Source organism: Phormidium tenue FACHB-1052 (assembly GCF_014696675.1).
Lineage (GTDB): Bacteria > Cyanobacteriota > Cyanobacteriia > Phormidesmidales > Phormidesmidaceae > Nodosilinea > Nodosilinea tenuis_A.
The window spans coordinates 245,815-264,908 of sequence record NZ_JACJQN010000004.1 but is presented as its reverse complement, the minus strand read 5'-3'; the positions used below and the strand labels follow the sequence as shown (position 1 = coordinate 264,908).

The window sequence follows — 19,094 nt, the reverse complement described above, 5'->3', positions numbered from 1 at the left end:
ATTTGGCCGAGACACATTGTCGGGCAAATAGCCAAAGACGCGTCGAGATGGTGACCTCTCCAAAGGCATTAACTCAAACAGCAACCAATGATTTTGGCCTATCCCAGCCTGGATTAGCTCTATCCAAATCTATGAGATTTATTCGTGACGCTGGCTACTGCTTTGGACTCGCCCAGGCACAGCCTCCATAGCGGCCATGACGGCTCTTTGGGCAGCTAGAATATCGCGTTCTTCACCACCTAGGTAGAGACGACCAAAGCTACCTACCGAGCTAATCTGGAGAATGTTGATCATGGCCGCTTTTTCGGCCTCGTTGGCGGCTAGAGAGGCGTAGGCCGCAGGTTCTACCTCAAACACGTAGAGCGTTTGACCTGCCACAATCATATTGCCCCGGCGGCTGCGGTTAATCAGCTGAACGTGGTGAGGGTCAAGGTTGCGAATCACCTGGCTAGAGATAATTCGGGGTTTAAGCCGCTCTCGGTAGGTGAGCCCTAGGGCATCAAGCATAGCCCCGCCGGCGGCATGCACTTCGCCCTGGTTGCTAGCGTGGATCTCAAGCAGGCCGTAGAGGCGTTCTACGATCAGGGTGCCAGGACGCACCACGGCTGCTTTGAGACCAATGTCGAGAATGCGGTTGATTTCAATGCCGGGAGAGATTTCTATCCACAGCGAGGCATCGCCGGGCAGCGGCAAGAACCCCAGCGAAACCGTACCCATGTAGGCTGCATGCTGGGGTTGAAGATTGTCAATATAAACGTAGCTACGAAGATCGACGCCCAAGGCCCGGTGTTCCAATTTCTTTCCTTGGTAGTATACCGGGCTGGGGAGACAAGTCAGGCTCTTGCCCGGGCATAAGCTGCCTTGGGCGCAAACTAAAACTTAGAGCCAAAGCCGACGGAGGTTGTACCCATGGCATCGTAAACGGTGAGACCTAGGGGTAGATTTACCTCTCCAGATTCGTCTACCAGGTCATTGAGTATAGGTAAGTTTAAAGACTCAGCTAGATCAGTGATACCACTGCTTTCTTGGCGACCTACTCGCTGGTCCAATTCACTAGCTACGCGGTTGAGGCTGTCTTGATCACGCTGTTCGACAGCAAGGGCGTCAGCCATAGTTTGAGGTGTTGTTTCTAGGTCTTGGGGGGATGCCAAAGCTTGTCCTGGAAGAGTGCAAAGGCCTAGAACGGCTGCTGCTGTAAGCCAGTATGAGTAGTACATAGGTTTGGTGTGTGAGGGTTTATTAAAGGCTGACGAGCAGGAACTCAAACCCTTGGCCCTGACCAGAAAGGCAACGAGTTTGTTTATGTATAGCCCGCCGAACTAGATTGTCAAAGCAAACTTATTCTGAGTTCATAAAGCTGCGATGTTATGAAGCAGCTGAAACAAATCTCTCAAAACACGGAAGGAGTAGGCATCAGCCTACGGGGGTAGCTTGCCCATCCAGCAGCAAAAAACACCGCATCTCCACTAAATGAAATAGTTCTTGGGGTGAGAGTAAGGGTTGAGTTTTGGAATTTTTAGAGGTGGACTTGCTGACCGGTTTCAGCGGCCCGGGCGATCGCTTCCATCACCTTAACTAAGTCGGTGGCCATCGACCCTGCTGATATGGGCGAGGGGACATCGTTAGCGATGCAGTTTAGAAAATGGGTGCACATCTGTTGCAGCGGCTCTAGGGGAGCGATCGCCACCGATTCAACCGCGAGACTACTGGGTACAAAAGAGGACTCCTGGGGCTGAAAGTGCCCAGAGTGTAGGGTAAGGGGCTGAGCTTGGGGGCTTTCGTCAAAGACCAGGGTGCCGCGATCGCCTACCAAAGCCAGCCGCCGCTGTCGGTCGGGGTTGGCCCAGCTCACGTGCACCATCACCTCTAGCGGGGCGTTGCCAACCGGGTTGGGGTAGATCAGCCGTAGCCAACCCGTATCTCGCAATTTGGTCGCCGCCTCGGTTTGCAGCCACACTGACCCCCAAGCGGCAACGGCTAAGGGGCCTTGCCCCAGCCAGTAATTCAAGATGGAAACGTCGTGGATGGCTAGATCCCAGAACACATCGGCATCGGAGCGTACTGGCCCTAGATTAGTGCGGGCGGCATAGCCATAGCGCAGGGGCCCAATTTGACGGCACAACTCGTGACCCCGCTGCACAGCCGGGTGAAACAGGTAGGTGTGATCGACTATGAGCTGCCGCTGCTGGGTAGTGGCTAGCTGGCAAAGCGCAGCGCTGCTATCGCTGTCTAGGGTGAGGGGCTTTTCGCTCAGCACGTGCAAGCCGGCTTTTAGGGCTGCCTGAATCATGGGGTAGTGGGTGCTGGCTGGAGTAGCAATTACCACGGCCTCTAGGCCTGGATGGGCCATGGCCTGGGGCCAGTCGTCGTGGCAGGCTACGGTGTCGCCTAGGGCGAAGCGATCGCGCAACTCGTCTAACCGCTGTCGGTCAGGATCGACGATTGCCACCACTCGCGCTGCGGGCAGAGCCAAAAAGTTTCGCAATAGGTGGCTGCCCCAGCGGCCCAGACCAAAGATAGCGAGGTTAAGGGGCCGAGGAGGAGGACTCATGGGTAAGGGTTTGGCGAAGGCGATCGTAGGCGGCGGCGGCGGCGGCCTGCTCAGCCTGTTTTTTGGTGGGGCCGTAACCGCTTCCCCAACAGGTTTCCCGAAACCATACGGTGGATGCATAGCGCTGGGGGTCGCCATCCACCGGCTGCTGTTCTACGGTGCGGTATTGGGGTAGGGTTTTGCTGTGAGCCTGGGTGAGTTCTTGCAGGGCTACCTTGTAGTTTTGTCGGGTTGGGTCTTGGCGCACAACAGCCGTCAGCCGCAGCAGCGAGTTGTCTAGCCAGGCGCGCACTGGCCCTAGGGCATGGGTTTCTAAATAGAGCACGGCCACTACCGCCTCTAGGGCGTCGGCTAGGTGGGTGGGGCCAACCGTCATCCCACGGGCAATGGTGAGATAGGGGGCTAGATCTAGCTCTTGGGCTAGCTGAGCGAGGGTGCGATCGCTAATCAGCACCGATCGCACCGCCGACAGTTCCCCCACCGAAGCGCTGGGAAAATTTTCTTGCAGACATTCTGTCGCCGCCAGTCGCAGCACTGCATCGCCCAGCAGCTCAAGCTGTTCGTAGTTATCGGCTGCGTCTACTGACTTGTGGGTCAAAGCCTGGTTGAGTCGCACCCAGTTGAGCGTGCCAGCGGCGGGTAGCGCAGACTTTTGCACCCACTGCTCCAACTGGCGCTGCCGAGATGGGGGGAGATCGGTCACAGTCAACAAATCATCAGTAGGGAGATGGAGGGAGGGAGGTAGACATAAGCCGGGTTCTGTTCCCCTGTTGCCAGGGGGGCGGTTATCTATCTGGGACGCCTGTTGCCAAACGCCTCTTGCGGTACGTAACAGCGGGGCTGGAAAAAGACCAACCTTGCCCCTCGACCTTGCACCCGACCGGGGTTTACCGAGCCAGCACCTCTCGATGCTGCTGGTGCGCTCTTACCGCACCCTTGCACCCTTACCTGTGCTCCTGAAAAAAATCCCGAAGCCATCGGCGGTATGTTTCTGTGGCACTCTCCTCACGGTTGCCCGCACTGGGCGTTACCCAGCAAGTCTGGTCTTTCGGGAGCCCGGACTTTCCTCAGACTGGCGATCGCCAATCCGCAACCACCTGCGCTACCTCCCTCCCGTTAATAGTTTAAGCCCCAGGGTAGACACGCTGCGCTAAAACGAGCAGGGTTTGAGGAAGCTGAGAAAACTGGCAGTGGATGGAGGCGATCGCTATTTGCCTACAACCCAACCCATACAAAACACCCCGGCTAACCTAAGCTAGCCGGGGTGTTTAAGGTTAATCGTTCTAGAGGGCTTCGGTTTGGTCGTCAATCAAGAGATCGTCATCGACATCAATGCCGTTTCCCAATCCAGGGAAGTCACCGTTGCCGCGCGGCGTGCCATCTTCCAACGACATGCCGCCGATCATCTCATCGTCGTTGAGCATGCTGAGGTTGCCCTCAAGGTCATAGCTCCGAGCGGTGAAATCGTCCAGCACCACGTCCTGAAGCACTAGGTCGTCGTCTAAAATAGCCGACTCATAGGCTTGGTCAAGCTCTGGTGCTGGGGACTCCTCATAGGCGTTATAGCCCGTCCCAGCCGGAATCAAACGACCGATGATGACGTTCTCCTTCAGACCGCGCAGCCAGTCCGATTTGCCTTCGATCGCCGCCTCCGTCAGCACCCGGGTGGTTTCCTGGAAGCTAGCGGCAGAGATGAAGCTATCGGTGTTCAGCGACGCTTTCGTGATCCCCAGCAGCACCGGCGTGTATTCCGCCGGAGCACCACCCGTGATCGCCATCGCCTCGTTCACTTGCTCCACCTGGTAAATTTCCACTAGCTCACCGGGCAGCATAGTGGTATCACCGCCGTCGTCAATGCGGCACTTCGACGACATCTGCCGCACGATCACCTCAGTGTGCTTGTCAGAAATGTCGATGCCCTGGGACTGGTACACCGACTGCACCTCGTTCACCAAGAACGACTGCACCTCCTGTAAGGCCCCCAGCGCTGCATCATGGATGCCCATACCCAAGCTGAGGTTGTACTTAAAGAACACCTCGAGAATCTGGTGGGGGTTGGCGGGGCCGTCGGTGAGGTGCTCAGCGGTGTTCACCCGCTGGCCATCGGAGACAATCACATTCTGGCCGGGGCTAATCGGATATTCCGTCACCACGCCATCGTCTTCGATGATTTTGACCTCCACAGTCTCGTCATCGCTATACACCACCTGGGCATTGCCGGGGCGCTCAGACAGCACACAGGCCTCCTTAGGTTTGCGAGCCTCCAGCAGCTCCTCAATCCGGGGTAGACCCTGGATGATGTCGCCAGTTTTAGCCCGCTCAAACACCAGTAGCACCAGGTTGTCACCCCGCTGCACCAGGTCACCGTCTTCAATGTGCAGCACGGCCCCGGTAGATACCCGGTAGGGACGAGCCAGCCGCAGAGCAATTTGGCCACCGTCAATGGCGGTTACTTGGCCAGACTCTATGTGGGTCAGGCCCGGAGCCAGTTCAGTATCGGCTACTACCAGATCACCCACCTTCACCGTCGGTTCCTTGCCCTGAAGATCGACCTGCATGCGGTCAGACTCGCGCACGACCAGCACCCGGCGAACAGCCTCTTGCCCTTCGCGAATACCGCGCACCTCACCCGCCTCTTTACAGCGAATCTCGGTGCGGGCGACTACGGCCCCTGGCTCAATCTGCTGGCCATCTTCCACTAGCAGTCGGGTGACGGTGCTGCCCTGGGTTTGGTCAGCTACCACATCACGGCGAATCACCTGGGTTTCGAGCACCACCATCTGCAGCCGCATTAGGTCGGCATCCTGGTCGTCGGGTACCAGCTCAATATCGGCCACCACGTGGGGTGACTCGTCTTCGATGTCGAGCACCAGCTGAGTGCGCAGCAGCTCAACTCCAACCACTGACTTCACCCGTTCCCCATCTTTAAAGGGAATTCGCTGGATGGCGCGCAGTTTGATCGAACCGGTGGCATCGGCGGCACTGTCCTGGCTGGGTACCGCAGGCTCGTTGGGCACCACGTATTCTTCCACCGGGCGCAGCAGCAGGGCGGGGCCATCGGGGGTTTCGACGTACTCAACGTAGCGCAGGGCATCGGCTACCAGACCCGGCATCACCTCTTCCCCAGCGTTGACCAAAGTGCCATCGCGATCCATTACATCCTCGGGGGCATCCACCATGTGAATGTCGCCGGGTTTGACCAAGATTTCGCGCAGAATGTCATTCTTTTGGGTAACTTCGACCACACCGCTGTTTTGGCAAAAGATGTCTTTAACGACCTCGGTGCCTGCTTCCAGGTACTGGCCGTCTTCTACCATCAGCAGAGAAATGTCTTTGTTGACCTCGTGGGCCTCCTCAGGAATCCACAGCAGGGTACCACCCTGAACGACTTCGTAGCCCTGCTTGCCCTTACCTTTTTTGGCCACATCGACCCCGGCAAACTTCACGATACCGCCAGTTTGGGTGTGGAAGCGATCGTCTTCGAGTTCAGCAATCACCTGGCCGCTGGTGACCTTGGCCCCCGGCGTGGCGATCAGAGAGAACCGCTGACCGTGGGCGGTCTCAATGAAGTAGTGCTCCCGACCCTGACCCTGCTCCTTACGGACGTGGGCTTGGTCAAGCATGACGGAGGCGGTGATGATTTCGACCTCGCGAGTGCCTTTTTCATCGTCGGCTTCGGGCAAACGCACTAAACCACCCCGTTCGGTGGTGAGTTTGGTTTCGGCTAGGGTGTCATCGGCATTGACGTAGTCACCGTTGCGCACCACCGGCTCGGCACTGGGAGGCAGGTTGTAGACGTCACCGGCTAGCACCCACAGCAGGCCGCCCCGCTGGGCTAAGCGGGTGGTGTTGCCCTGACGGTCAGTTTTTTCTTCCTGCACTAGGCCGGCAAATTTCACTTCCCCAGCTAGGTCAGAGGTCACGTCTTTGGTAGCCTTCTCGGTCACCTTGCGCGTGCGCCCCGCTGAGGGAAGCTCAGCCAGGAGCTGATCCTTTTGTACGGTCTCACCGTCATCGACAAACAGAATCGTGCCCTGGGGCAGCGATTCAGATTTATTCTTGCCGCTGCCCTCGATCACCACGTCGGCGTTCGACTCGATCATCAACGCATCTTCGCCGTAGCGGGTGCGGAAGGCCCGGGTCTTCAGGTTTTTAGGCAGCTTCACAGTGCCATCCTTGCTGGCCCGGATGCGGGGCGCTACTTCGCCAGTAAAGGTACCGCCAGTGTGGAAGGTACGCATGGTCATCTGGGTGCCAGGTTCACCGATGGACTGGGCGGCAATGATGCCCACAGCTTCGCCCAGGTCAACCATTTCAGAGTGGGCCAAGCTCCAGCCGTAGCAAAGGCGGCACACGGAGCGGGTGGCTTCGCAGGTGAGGGGCGATCGCACCACTACGCCTTCAACCCCAGCCTCAGCCAGCATTTCCGCTGTCTCTGGAGACACGGGATGGTCTTTCTCCAACAGCACCTCGCCGGTTTTGGGATGTGGCACATCTTCGGCGACAACCCGGCCCAGCAAACGATTCTCTAAAGGAATCAGGATCCGCTCACCGTCAGTCATGCTGCGCAGGGGAATGCCGCGGGTCGTCCCACAGTCGTGTTCCCGGATGATCACATCCTGGGAAACGTCCACTAGACGGCGGGTGAGATAGCCCGAGTCAGCGGTTCGCAGCGCCGTGTCAACCAGACCCTTGCGGGCCCCGTAGGAGGAGATCACGTACTCGGTAACGGTCAGGCCCTCGCGAAAGTTGGTTTTAATGGGCAGGTCAATAATTTCCCCTTGGGGATTTGCCATCAGACCGCGCATACCCACTAGCTGGCGTACCTGGGAGATGTTCCCCCGGGCCCCCGAGAAGGCCATCATGTACACCGAGTTGAGGGGGTTGTTTTCCTTAAAGTTCTTCACCACCTGGTCTTTCAGCTCTTCGCTGGTGTCGTTCCAGGTGTCGATCACCTTAGTGAGACGCTCTACTTCGGTGATTTCACCCCGAGTGTAGCGCTCTTCGGTAATGCGAATGTCTTCTTCAGCCGCAGCCAGCATGGCCTTCTTCTCTTGAGGCACCTGGAGGTCTTCCACGCTAATGGAAACTCCAGCCCGGGTAGCGTACTTAAAGCCCAAGTCTTTGATGCGATCGGCCATCTGCGACGTGCGGGCGGTGCCGTAGTGGGTAAACGACCAGGAAATCAGCTTTTTGAGCTGCTTCTTATCGATAATCCGGTTCCGAAAGGTCAGAGAGGTTTGAGGTGCCCCTTGCTCAGCCATAGTTTCGCCCTTGTGTAGTGATGTTCGTGCTGTGTCGAGTGTTGTGGAGTGGTCCCTAGCCTGCGATCGCGTCGAGCACCGCCTTGTTGTAGATAATGCGGCCCGCCGTGGTCTTGATGTACTGGGAGATCAACCTACCTTCGCTGTCTAGCCGCACCCGGCGATCGGGGTAAATTTCGGTGATGCTGCCATCCTCAGACTCCATCCGCTCTGGGGACATGTTCTTAGGCTGGTCAGACTCCACTTCGCCGTCAAACCGCAGCCAGACCTTAGAGTGAAGATCGACCACGCCCTGCTCAAAGGCCATAATGGCGTCTTCCATACTGCCAAAGTAGTGGCCCTCGCCCTTGACGGCGTCAGGGTTTTCCGCTGTCAGATAGTAGCAGCCCAGCACCATATCCTGTGACGGGGTAATAATGGGCTGACCCGTAGCAGGCGACAGCACGTTGTTCGAAGCCAGCATCAGCAGTCGTGCCTCCGACTGGGCCTCAAGGGACAATGGCACGTGAACTGCCATCTGGTCACCGTCAAAGTCAGCGTTAAAGGCCGGACACACCAGCGGGTGCAGCTGAATCGCTCGCCCTTCCACTAGGATGGGTTCAAAGGCCTGAATCCCCAAACGGTGCAGGGTTGGAGCCCGGTTGAGCATGACCGGGTGGCTCTCAATCACCTCTTCCAGCACGTCCCACACGCTAGGGTCGTTGTGCTGAATCAGCTTCTTCGCCGCCTTGATGTTGTTGACCAGCCCCTGGCGAATCAGCCTGTGGATCACAAAGGGCTGAAACAGTTCGATCGCCATCTCTCGAGGCAAACCGCACTGGTGAATTTGCAGCTTAGGCCCGACCACAATTACAGAACGGCCAGAGTAATCAACCCGCTTACCCAAAAGGTTCTGGCGGAAGCGCCCCTGCTTACCTTCGATAATGTCGGAGAGCGACTTCAGCGGGCGATTGTTAGCCCCCACTACGGTTCGACCCCGGCGACCGTTGTCAATCAGCGCATCCACTGCCTCTTGCAACATCCGCTTTTCATTACGGACGATAATTTCAGGAGCCAGAATCTCCTGAAGGCGAGCCAGTCGGTTGTTGCGGTTAATCACCCGACGGTACAGGTCGTTCAGGTCAGAGGTCGCAAAACGGCCACCGTCCAGTTGCACCATAGGCCGTAGATCCGGTGGGATCACCGGAATTACATCCAGCACCATCCACTCGGTCTTAGAACCCGTGGCGATGAAGTTGTCGATCACCCGCAGGCGCTTGATCAACTTAGCCCGCTTCTGGCCCTTAGAATTGGCGATGTCTTCCCGCAGCTTCTCTGCCGTGGCTTCTAGCTCCAGATCCTCTAGCAGCCGCTGGAGAGCTTCAGCACCAATGCCGACCTCTACCCCAGCTAGCTCAGTCTCTTCGTCGTAGAGCTGGTCTTCAATTTCAATCCACTGATCTTCAGTCAGCAGCTGCTTATAGCTAAGATTCTCGGCATTACCCGCATCCAGCACCACATAGGCGTTGAAGTAGACAATCTGCTCTACGTCCCGCAGGGGCATGTCGAGCAAAATGGCGATGTAGCTAGGAATGCCCTTCAGGTACCACACGTGGGCCACCGGAGCGGCCAGCTTGATATAGCCCATGCGGTGACGACGCACCCGCGATTCAGTCACCTCTACACCGCAGCGCTCACACACAATGCCGCGATGGCGCACCCGCTTGTACTTGCCACAGTGGCATTCCCAGTCCTTGGCGGGGCCAAAGATGCGCTCACAGAACAGCCCGTCCATTTCGGGCTTAAGCGTGCGGTAGTTGATGGTTTCAGGCTTGGTTACCTCACCCACAATTTGCCCATTGGGCAGGGTGCGTTCCCCCCACTGGCGAATGCGTTCTGGGGAGGCGAGTCCGATTTTGACGTAGTCAAACCGTTGTTCTAGCTTGGCCATGCTGGGTATTTTCCTTGTAAGCGCGCTCGGTCTGATCAATGCAGGTTAGGCCGACCTCCGGAACTGGGTCAGATACAATCCCGGGGTCGGATCAGGGATAGGCTAGTCTTCTACTTCCTCTAGCTCTTCATCCCGGGCGATGGACTCATAGGTGGGGCGAGAAGGGGTACGGCGACTGTTGACGTCGGCCATGAGATCCACCTCGGTATCGCGGCTGGTGCCGTCTTCGCGGGTTTCTACCTTATGCACCGCAATGTCTAAGCAGAGAGACTGTAGCTCTCGCATCAGTACCTTAAAGGACTCAGGAGTACCAGGACGTGGAATCGACTTGCCCTTGACGATCGCATTGAGCGCCTCATTGCGCCCCTGCATATCGTCGGACTTGACCGTCAGCAACTCCTGGAGGGTGTAGGCTGCCCCAAAGGCTTCCAGAGCCCAAACTTCCATTTCTCCAAAGCGCTGACCACCCTGCTGGGCCTTACCACCCAGAGGCTGCTGAGTCACCAGAGAGTAGGGGCCTGTAGAACGGGCGTGGATCTTGTCGTCGACTAGGTGCACCAGCTTCAGCATGTAGGCTCTACCGACGGTAATTGCCTTGTCAAAAGCTTCACCGGTACGACCGTCCCGCAGCACAATTTTGCCGGGGTCGTCAGGATTGAAGATCCAGTCTTTGCCGCTGGTTTCTCGCGCTTCCATCAGCTTGCCGTGGGTAGAGTTTCGAGAGGCCTCCTCTCCGTACATCTCGTCAAAGGGAATCACCTTGAAGCGACAATCAAGGTTGTCGGCAGCCCAGCCCAGCAGGCACTCAAACACCTGCCCCACATTCATGCGGGAAGGTACCCCAAGCGGGTTGAGAGCAATGTCAATGGGAGTGCCATCGGGCAGGTAGGGCATATCTTCAATGGGCAAAATGCGGGAAATAATTCCCTTGTTGCCGTGGCGACCAGCCATCTTGTCGCCCACCTGAATCTTGCGCTTCTGGGCCACATAGACCCGCACCACCATGTTGGCACCGGGGGGAAGCTCATCGCCCTGCTCTCGGGTAAACACCCGCACATCGACGACCCGGCCTTTCTCCCCGTTGGGCACCCGCAGGGAGTTATCGCGCACATCTCGAGCTTTTTCACCAAAGATGGCCCGTAACAGCTTTTCCTCGGGGGGCTGGTCAGACTCGCCCTTAGGCGTGACCTTGCCCACCAGGATGTCGCCCGACTCTACCCAGGCTCCGATGCGAATGATCCCAGTTTCGTCAAGCTGACGTAGGGCATCTTCGCCAACGTTGGGAATTTCCCGAGTAATTTCCTCGGGGCCAAGCTTGGTCTGGCGGGCCTCGATCTCAAACTTCTCCACGTGAATGGAGGTGTAGACATCGTCGTATACCAGACGCTCGCTGAGCAGGATAGCGTCCTCGTAGTTGTAGCCCTCCCAGGGCATGTATGCGACCAGAACATTTTGCCCCAGGGCCAGCTCACCGCCTTCAGTAGCAGAGCCATCCGCTAGCACCTGACCCGACTGCACTTTTTCTCCAGGGAATACGATGGGGCGCTGATTGAGACAGGTGTCTTGGTTGGAGCGCTGGTACTTCTGCAGCTCATACTCGTGGACGTTGCCTTCAGGATCGCGAACTTTGATCAGATCGGCATCCAGGTAGACAATTTCCCCGTCGGTGCGGCTGATGATCACCATGCCCGAGTCACGGGCGGCCTGGGCTTCTAGACCAGTACCCACCAAGGGGCGCTCAGGCTGAAGCAGAGGCACGGCTTGACGCTGCATGTTAGAACCCATCAGCGCCCGGTTGGCGTCGTCGTGCTCCAGAAATGGGATCAGCGAGGTAGCCACAGAGATAATCTGCACCGGCGACACCGCAACGTAGTCCACCTCCGTGGAGTCGGTGGTGGTGAAATCTTGGCGATAGCGCACCGGAATTGTGCTGCCAATGATGTAGCCGTTTTCGTCGGTGGCAATGTCACCAGGGGCGACCCGCAGATCGTCTTCCTCATCGGCGGTCATGTAGATGGGCTCAACGTCCTTGAAGACCCGCCCGTTCTCAGCCTTGAAGAAGGGGGTTTCAATGAATCCGAACTCATTGACGCGGGCGTGGGTAGCTAGAGAGCCAATCAGGCCCGCGTTGGGACCTTCCGGAGTCTCAATGGGGCAGATACGCCCGTAGTGAGAGGGGTGAATATCTCGCACGGCAAAACCAGCTCGCTCCCGGGTGAGACCGCCTGGGCCGAGAGCGCTAATGCGTCGCTTGTGGGTCAACTCCGCCAGAGGGTTGGTTTGGTCCATGAACTGGGAGAGCTGGCTAGAGCCAAAGAACTCTTTGATAGCGGCTACCAGAGGCTTGGGGTTGACCAGAGATGCTGGGGTGAGTGAGTCTGAGTCAGAAACGGTCATGCGTTCCCGAATGATGCGCTCTAGGCGGTTAAGACCTACCCGCACCTGGTTTTGCAGCAGCTCACCCACGGAGCGCACCCGGCGGTTGCCGAGGTGGTCGATGTCGTCGATAGAACCAATATCAAATTCGAGGTTGATCAGGTAGTCAATCGCCGACAGAATGTCGGTGGGAGTCAGCACCCGAGTGGCGTCGGGCACGTTGAGGCGCAGCTTGCGGTTGAGCTTATAACGACCCACCCGACCCAAGTCGTAGCGCTTAGGATCAGAGAATCGCGAGTGTAGCAGCTGCTCACCGCCCGCCACGGTGGGCGGTTCGCCGGGACGCAGCTTGCGATACAGCTCTAGCAGAGCCTCTTCTTCGCTGAACTGGCCCTCTTTCTCAATGGTTTTTTGGAAGTAGTCGGGGTGACGCAGAGAGTCGAAGATCTCGTTGTCGGTTAGCCCCAACGCTTTGAGCAGCACCTGAGCCGATAGCTTGCGGGTTTTGTCAATGCGAACCCAAACCAGGTCGTTTTTGTCGGTCTCAAACTTGAGCCAGGCCCCCCGGTTGGGGATCAGGTTGGCGTTGTAGGTGCGGCGACCGTTTTTGTCGGTCTCAGCCTTGTAGTAGACCCCAGGGCTACGCACAATCTGGTTAACGATGACTCGCTCGGCACCGTTGATGATGAAGGTGCCGCGATCGGTCATTAAAGGCAGATCGCCAATGAAGACTTCCTGCTCCTTGATCTCCCCGGTCTCTTTGTTGATTAGCCGGGTAGGCACATACATCTGCACGGCGTAGGTAGCATCCCGCCGCTTGGCTTCATCAACGTCATACTTGGGGCTTTTGAGCTTGTACTGTTTGCCGAGGAAGTGCAGCTCAAGTTTGCCGGTATAGTCGGTAATAGGAGAAAAGCTTTCCAGCTCTTCGATCAACCCTTCTTCTAGGAACCAGCGAAAGCTAGACCGCTGGATTTCTACCAGGTCGGGCAGGACAAAGTTGGGGGGAGCTTGGTAAACGGTGGTTTCAGTCATGGGTCTCCTAGTGCAGGTTGGCCAGGTGCAGTTGGCCAAGATCAACGACGCGTCTTGAACAGCAGACAACAGCGAACGGATCGCCTCGCCTGATTAAGCTAACGGCCTAACCGCCCGCTGGGGTCGGAAGACAAAATGTATCGGCATCAGCAGAGGGAAATACAAGGGACTTGGGTAGGTTAAACAACGTCACAGCGTTATGAGTAGTGGTCTGGGCTAAAGCCTCGAATTCAACCTGGCGTAGCTCGGCTAGGTGAGTCGCCACATGATAGACAAAGGCTGGCTGGTTGCGTCGCTCCTTGCGGTGGGGCTCAGGGGTGAGAAAGGGGCAGTCGGTTTCGACTAATAGTCGATCGCTGGGTACCATCTGGGCTGAAGCCTTTACCTGATGGGCATTCTTAAAGGTAACGATGCCACTAAAGCTGACATAGAAGCCTAAGTCTAAAAACATTTGGGTCTCGTCTGGGGTGCCCGCCCAGCAGTGCATTACACCAGTCACAGGCCCAATGGTGAGCTGAAACTCTCGAATTACTTCGGCAGTGGCCGAGGCTGCATCTCGACAGTGAACGATAACCGGTAGACCTTGGCGATGGGCAATGGTCAACTGTTGCCAAAAGGCTTCGCGCTGTATGGCTTCATTGTCGGCCTTGTAAAAATCGAGGCCGGTTTCACCAATGGCGACGACTCGACCGTCAGAGGCCGCTAGCTGAGCGATCTGATCTGCCGTAGCAATGCTCCACTTATCCATATCGAGGGGATGGAGTCCCACAGCCAGAAACAGCTCTGGGATGCGATCGGCAATGCGCTGCATTGCCAAAAAATCTCCCGGCTCTACGCAGGAATGCACCAAAGCCGAAACCCCGGCCTGTCGCCAGGCCTGGGTTAGTTCGTCGAGATCCCCAGCGAACGTTTCAAAGTTGAGATGTACGTGGGTATCAACCAGAGGCATAGGGAATGCAGCGACAAAACGGTAGGCAGCGTAGGTCAACCCAAAGGTACCTAAGACGCAGCCCCTGCCGCTTCCTGAGCCTTGAGTGCCCGCGCTATGCGTGACTTCTTACGTGCCCCTGTGTTGGGGTGAAGTACACCACGCTTAACGGCCTTGTCGATCTTGCTGTAGGCCGCAGCCATAGTCGATTCGACCTGCTTGAGGGAGTCGGGGCTAGGGTCAGCCTGATGAGCCTCGATCGCAGCGAGGTAGGTTTTGGTTAAAGTTTTAACCGCCGATTTATAGGATCGGTTATGGAGCCGATTGCGCTCGGCAACTTCAATTCGTTTCAGTGCAGACTTAATGTTTGCCACAGTTCGCCCTAGCTTAACAAGATTATATTGACTGGATAAAACATGTTAGCACCTAACAGTGCTATCGGTGTAATTTAATGCACTGGTTTTCTGCCAAATTAGTCTTTAGATCGACTAGGATGTTAGAACGCTGGCGTTGACTGCCTTTCAGGGATATTCTACCTCTTCCCTTTGAGGGCCAACCCAGCCAACTGCACCTTGCTAGCTTATCGGGATTCCTAGCTGTAATGCTCCGCATCACTCATCAGCTAACTGAGGCAAGAACAGAGCTGCAACGCATCTGTGCCCGCACCCACGACGACCAGGTCGTTCACAAGGAAGCAACAGTTCGAGAGATTTTGCATGCGGTTCGTCGCCAGGGAGACCAGGCGCTGTTGCAGTACACAGCGGATTTTGACGGTGTTATCCTGGCAGCCGAGGGTTTGCGCTTTTCGGGAGCGGAACTGGATACGGCCTATCAACAGGTCAGCAAGGGCCTGCTGGATGCGATTCGTCTGGCCTGTAAAAATGTAGAGTCATTTCATCGTCAGCGAGTGCCCCAAAGCTGGGTGCGGTTTGAGGACAATGGGGTAGTACTCGGTAAGCGCTATACCCCTGTCGATCGAGCCGGGCTCTACGTGCCTGGTGGGCGCGCTTCCTATCCGAGCACCGTGATTATGAATGCCATTCCGGCTCGGGTGGCTGGGGTACCCAAAATAGTTATGGTGACTCCGCCCAGTAAGACTGGCACGGTCAACCCAGCTGTGTTGGTTGCGGCCCAGGAGGCTGGGATCACGGAGATCTATCGGGTTGGAGGAGCTCAGGCGATCGCAGCTCTAGCCTATGGTACCGAAACGATTCCGGCGGTGGATGTGATTACCGGCCCCGGCAATATCTATGTGACGCTGGCTAAAAAGCTGGTGTTTGGGACGGTGGGCATCGATTCCCTAGCAGGGCCTTCGGAAGTGTTGGTCATTGCTGACCATACCGCCAACCCAGCCCATGTGGCAGCCGATCTGCTGGCGCAGGCTGAACATGACCCGATCGCGGCAGCGATTTTGATTACTACCAGTGCCGCTCTAGCTGAAGCGGTGGCAGCTGAGGTCGATCGACAGCTCCTGGGCCATCCGCGCCAGACGTTGACGGAAAAGGCGATCGCAAACTATGGTCTGGCAGTTGTTGTCGATAGCCTGGAGCTAGCCGCCGACCTTTCCAATGGCTTTGCGCCCGAGCACCTTCAGCTGGAGGTCGCCGAACCCTGGGATTTGCTGGAGCATGTTCGCCACGCTGGAGCAATCTTTTTGGGGCACTCGACCCCGGAAGCGGTGGGTGATTATTTGGCTGGACCCAACCACACCTTGCCCACCTCTGGGGCTGCCCGCTACGCTTCACCCCTGTCCACTGAAACGTTCATGAAGCACTCTAGCCTGATGCAGTATTCGCCAGAGGCACTTCGGGGAGTGGCAGAGGCGATCGCTGTACTGACTGAAACTGAAGGGCTGCCCTCCCACGGCGACTCAGTGCAGCGGCGAGTGCAGCCTGATAGCAGCGACGGTGCCCCTAGCCTATAACAACGCACCCGAACCCAATGGTTAAAGATAGGCGGGGTGCCTGGTGCCTGTGGCACAATTAACGGGTTCACGCTTCTGGGGTCTGGGTTGAGCTGCTATGACGAAGTTTGTATTTGTAACCGGCGGCGTGGTGTCGAGCATCGGCAAAGGCATTGTGGCATCAAGCCTGGGGCGGTTGCTCAAGTCGCGCGACTATTCTGTTTCCATTCTGAAGCTCGATCCCTATATCAATGTTGACCCCGGCACCATGAGTCCCTTTCAGCATGGGGAGGTATTTGTTACCGAAGACGGGGCTGAGACCGATCTCGACCTGGGCCACTACGAACGCTTTACCGACACCGCCATGTCGAGACTGAACAGCGTCACCACCGGGTCGATTTACCAGGCGGTGATCAACCGAGAGCGGCGGGGTGACTACCAGGGGGGCACGGTGCAGGTAATTCCCCACATCACCAATGAGATTAAAGAGCGGATTCACCGGGTGGCGCGCAATACCAACCCCGATGTGGTGATTACTGAGATCGGCGGCACCGTGGGCGACATTGAGTCACTGCCTTTTTTAGAGGCGATTCGCCAGTTTCGTAAAGACGTGGGGCGTCAAGATGTGCTCTACATGCACGTCACCCTGGTGCCCTGGATCGCCTCGGCGGGAGAGCTTAAGACCAAGCCCACCCAGCACTCGGTGAAGGAGCTGCGTTCCATCGGCATCCAGCCTGATATTTTGGTGTGCCGCTGCGAGTGCGCCTTGCCCCAGCCGATGAAGGAAAAAATCGCTGAGTTCTGTGACGTGCCCGCCGAGGCGGTGATCACCTGTCAAGATGCCAGCAGCATCTATGAGGTGCCCCTCAAGTTAGAGCACGAGGGGTTGGCCCATCAGGCTATCAAGATTCTTGCCCTCGATCAGCGTCAGCCCCACCTGGGTCAGTGGGAAACCCTAGTAGAAGGGCTCTACAGCTCCAGTCGTCCAGTCGATATTGCCATTGTCGGTAAGTACGTCAGCCTCAACGATGCCTATTTGTCGGTGGTGGAGGCCCTGCGCCACGCGGCGATCGCCCATCGGGCTGCCCTCAACGTCCGCTGGATCAACTCCGAAGACATTGAAGTTAACGGCCCCGATGCTCACTTGAGCGGCATTAACGGCATTTTGGTGCCGGGGGGGTTTGGCTCTCGAGGTATTGACGGCAAGGTGCAGGCTATTCGGTATGCCCGAGAGCGAGGTATTCCCTTTTTGGGGCTGTGCCTGGGCATGCAGTGCTCGGTGGTGGAGTGGGCCTGCAATGTTGCTCACCTAGAAGGGGCCGATAGCTCAGAATTCTCCCCGGAGACTCCTAACCCGGTGATTAGCCTGCTGCCTGAGCAACAGGACGTGGTTGACTTGGGCGGCACCATGCGCCTGGGGCTATATCCCTGCCGTCTTGCCCCCGACACCTTGGCCAGCCGTCTCTATGGCGAGGAGGTGGTCTACGAGCGCCATCGCCACCGCTACGAGTTTAACAACGCCTACCGCAACCTATTTCTAGAATCGGGGTATCAGGTCAGCGGCACTTCCCCTGACGGTCGTCTAGTGGAAATTATTGAGCTGCCTAGCCATCCATTCTTTATTGCTAGCCAGTTTCACCCTGAGTTTCAGTCACGCCCCAGTGCCCCTCACCCGCTGTTTTTAGGCTTGGTTGATGCTGCCCTAGGAACTACGGTGTCACATACCCCAGTGCCGCTGGAAGTTGGGGCAACTGTAGAGGGTTAAATCGGTTCGCTGTCCTTGGGCGATCAGCCCAGCGCTAGTCAGGGCTGTTGACCAGCGCAACAGCGTCGGGTCTTTGTGCCGGTTCTGTCGCGATGGTGAAGAGCGGCGCTGGGTGGTTAGGGGCACCCAGCGTGCAGAACCGGGCAGCCTTTAGCCGCAGCAGAGTGCTGAACTGGTGGGATACTCTAGGGTGACCAGCGGGGGGCAGCAAGAGCTGTCTTGGTCTTGTTTGATCAGCCAGTAGGTAGTCATGCTATCGCCACTCTTGAGGCAAATGGGGCCTCGGGGCTCTAGGGTGAAGTGGTCTTTAAGGTGGGCATAGGTCAGCTCTGACACCTGAATTTTGCCTGCTTCGCCCGTGGTTTCCATAAAACTGGCAATATTGACGGTGTCGCCCCAGAGGTCATAGATAAACTTGCGAATGCCGATCACTCCGGCCACTACGCTGCCCGAGTTGATGCCAATGCGTAGCTCAAAAGGCCGACCATCGGGCCGACGAAAGTCGCGGATGGTCGTCTGCATATCGAGAGCCATGCGAGCGATCGCCTGGGCATGGTCAGGGCGCGGTGTAGGTACCCCCGCCGCCACCATGTAGGCATCGCCGATGGTTTTGATTTTTTCGAGCTTGTAGAGGGAGGCCAGCTCGTCAAACCGAGAAAACATGCGGTTGAGCAACTGCACCAGCTCGCAGGGGGTGAGTTTGGCGGCCACAGTGCTAAAGTCCACAATGTCGGCAAACAGAATAGTGACACCGTCGAAGTGATCGGCGATCGCCTGCTCCCGTTCCTTCAATCGCTGGGCAATTTGAAAGGGCAGCACATTGGTCAGCAGCTCTTCGGAGCGCTGGCGCTGGCGACGCAGTTCTGCTTCGGCTAGCTGGCGCTCTTTAATTTCGGCCTGGAGCTGCTGATTTTGAGCTTCAAGCATTAGCTGCTGCCGCCGCAGGGCTAGCTGGTGCTTGACCCGCAGCAGTACCTCATAGGCCATAAACGGCTTGACGATATAATCTGCCGCCCCCAGTTGAAAGGCCTGCTCTTTTTCAGCTTCCGCATCACGAGCCGTGAGAAAAATCACCGGAATGCTTTGGGTGGTGGGGTTGGCTTTGAGTTGGCGACACACGGCAAAGCCATCCATGGTGGGCATGGTGATGTCGAGCAAAATCAGATCGGGCGGGGCGAGGGCAATGGCGTTGAGTGCCAAAGCCCCGCTGATGGCCTTGCGACAGCGATAGCCTTCGATTTCAAGAATGGTGGACAACACCCGCAGATTGTCGGGGATATCGTCTACTAGCAGAATATCTACATCCTGGTTAGTGTGGGGTTCGGCGGTAATCATAGGTGGA

General features: G+C 57.1%; 12 protein-coding genes and 1 other RNA gene. 2 read left to right on the top strand and 11 right to left on the bottom strand.

Annotated features, from left to right (window positions below; genetic code table 11):
* Window positions 1–138: 138 nt before the first annotated feature.
* From ccmP to rpsT, 10 genes are all read right to left on the bottom strand, one after another.
* Entirely contained in the window at window positions 139–780 is a 642-nt protein-coding gene (gene ccmP / locus H6G07_RS08565; protein WP_073607982.1) for a beta-carboxysome protein CcmP, read from the bottom strand.
* Window positions 781–872: 92 nt separating this feature from the next.
* Window positions 873–1,112: a hypothetical protein gene (locus tag H6G07_RS08560; protein WP_073607781.1), complete on the bottom strand. Its 240-nt coding sequence runs from the start codon at window positions 1,110–1,112 to the stop codon at window positions 873–875.
* A 404-nt stretch (window positions 1,113–1,516) separates the two neighbouring features.
* Entirely contained in the window at window positions 1,517–2,551 is a 1,035-nt protein-coding gene (locus H6G07_RS08555; RefSeq protein ID WP_073607782.1) for a Gfo/Idh/MocA family protein, read from the bottom strand.
* Window positions 2,526–3,254, bottom strand: coding sequence for a ribonuclease III (rnc, locus tag H6G07_RS08550; protein ID WP_073607783.1), 729 nt, complete (start codon window positions 3,252–3,254; stop codon window positions 2,526–2,528). The genes H6G07_RS08555 and rnc overlap by 26 nt, the downstream gene beginning before the upstream one ends.
* A gap of 30 nt (window positions 3,255–3,284) precedes the next feature.
* Window positions 3,285–3,661, bottom strand: an RNA gene (rnpB, locus tag H6G07_RS08545) — RNase P RNA component class A.
* A gap of 173 nt (window positions 3,662–3,834) precedes the next feature.
* The gene (locus H6G07_RS08540; RefSeq protein WP_073607784.1) at window positions 3,835–7,815 is read right to left on the bottom strand and encodes a DNA-directed RNA polymerase subunit beta'; all 3,981 of its coding nucleotides are present in this window, start codon (window positions 7,813–7,815) and stop codon (window positions 3,835–3,837) included.
* A 55-nt stretch (window positions 7,816–7,870) separates the two neighbouring features.
* The gene (locus tag H6G07_RS26665; RefSeq protein ID WP_073607785.1) at window positions 7,871–9,745 is read right to left on the bottom strand and encodes a DNA-directed RNA polymerase subunit gamma; all 1,875 of its coding nucleotides are present in this window, start codon (window positions 9,743–9,745) and stop codon (window positions 7,871–7,873) included.
* 102 nt (window positions 9,746–9,847) lie between these two features.
* Entirely contained in the window at window positions 9,848–13,156 is a 3,309-nt protein-coding gene (gene rpoB / locus H6G07_RS08530; protein WP_073607786.1) for a DNA-directed RNA polymerase subunit beta, read from the bottom strand.
* Window positions 13,157–13,262: 106 nt separating this feature from the next.
* A complete protein-coding gene (locus H6G07_RS08525; protein WP_073607787.1) occupies window positions 13,263–14,105 on the bottom strand; it encodes a TatD family hydrolase in 843 nt (280 codons plus the stop codon).
* A 50-nt stretch (window positions 14,106–14,155) separates the two neighbouring features.
* A complete protein-coding gene (rpsT, locus tag H6G07_RS08520; protein WP_073607788.1) occupies window positions 14,156–14,458 on the bottom strand; it encodes a 30S ribosomal protein S20 in 303 nt (100 codons plus the stop codon).
* Window positions 14,459–14,685: 227 nt separating this feature from the next.
* Here rpsT and hisD point away from each other — a divergent pair, with 227 nt between their 5' ends.
* Together hisD and pyrG are read left to right on the top strand one after the other, a co-directional pair.
* Entirely contained in the window at window positions 14,686–16,008 is a 1,323-nt protein-coding gene (gene hisD, locus H6G07_RS08515) for a histidinol dehydrogenase (RefSeq protein WP_073607789.1), read from the top strand.
* 97 nt (window positions 16,009–16,105) lie between these two features.
* Window positions 16,106–17,752 (top strand): CTP synthase, encoded by a 1,647-nt coding sequence (pyrG, locus tag H6G07_RS08510; protein ID WP_073607790.1) that lies wholly within the window; start codon window positions 16,106–16,108, stop codon window positions 17,750–17,752.
* A 150-nt stretch (window positions 17,753–17,902) separates the two neighbouring features.
* Here pyrG and H6G07_RS08505 read toward each other — a convergent pair whose 3' ends face one another.
* Window positions 17,903–19,087 (bottom strand): adenylate/guanylate cyclase domain-containing protein, encoded by a 1,185-nt coding sequence (locus H6G07_RS08505; protein WP_073607791.1) that lies wholly within the window; start codon window positions 19,085–19,087, stop codon window positions 17,903–17,905.
* Between the last annotated feature and the right edge of the window lie 7 nt (window positions 19,088–19,094).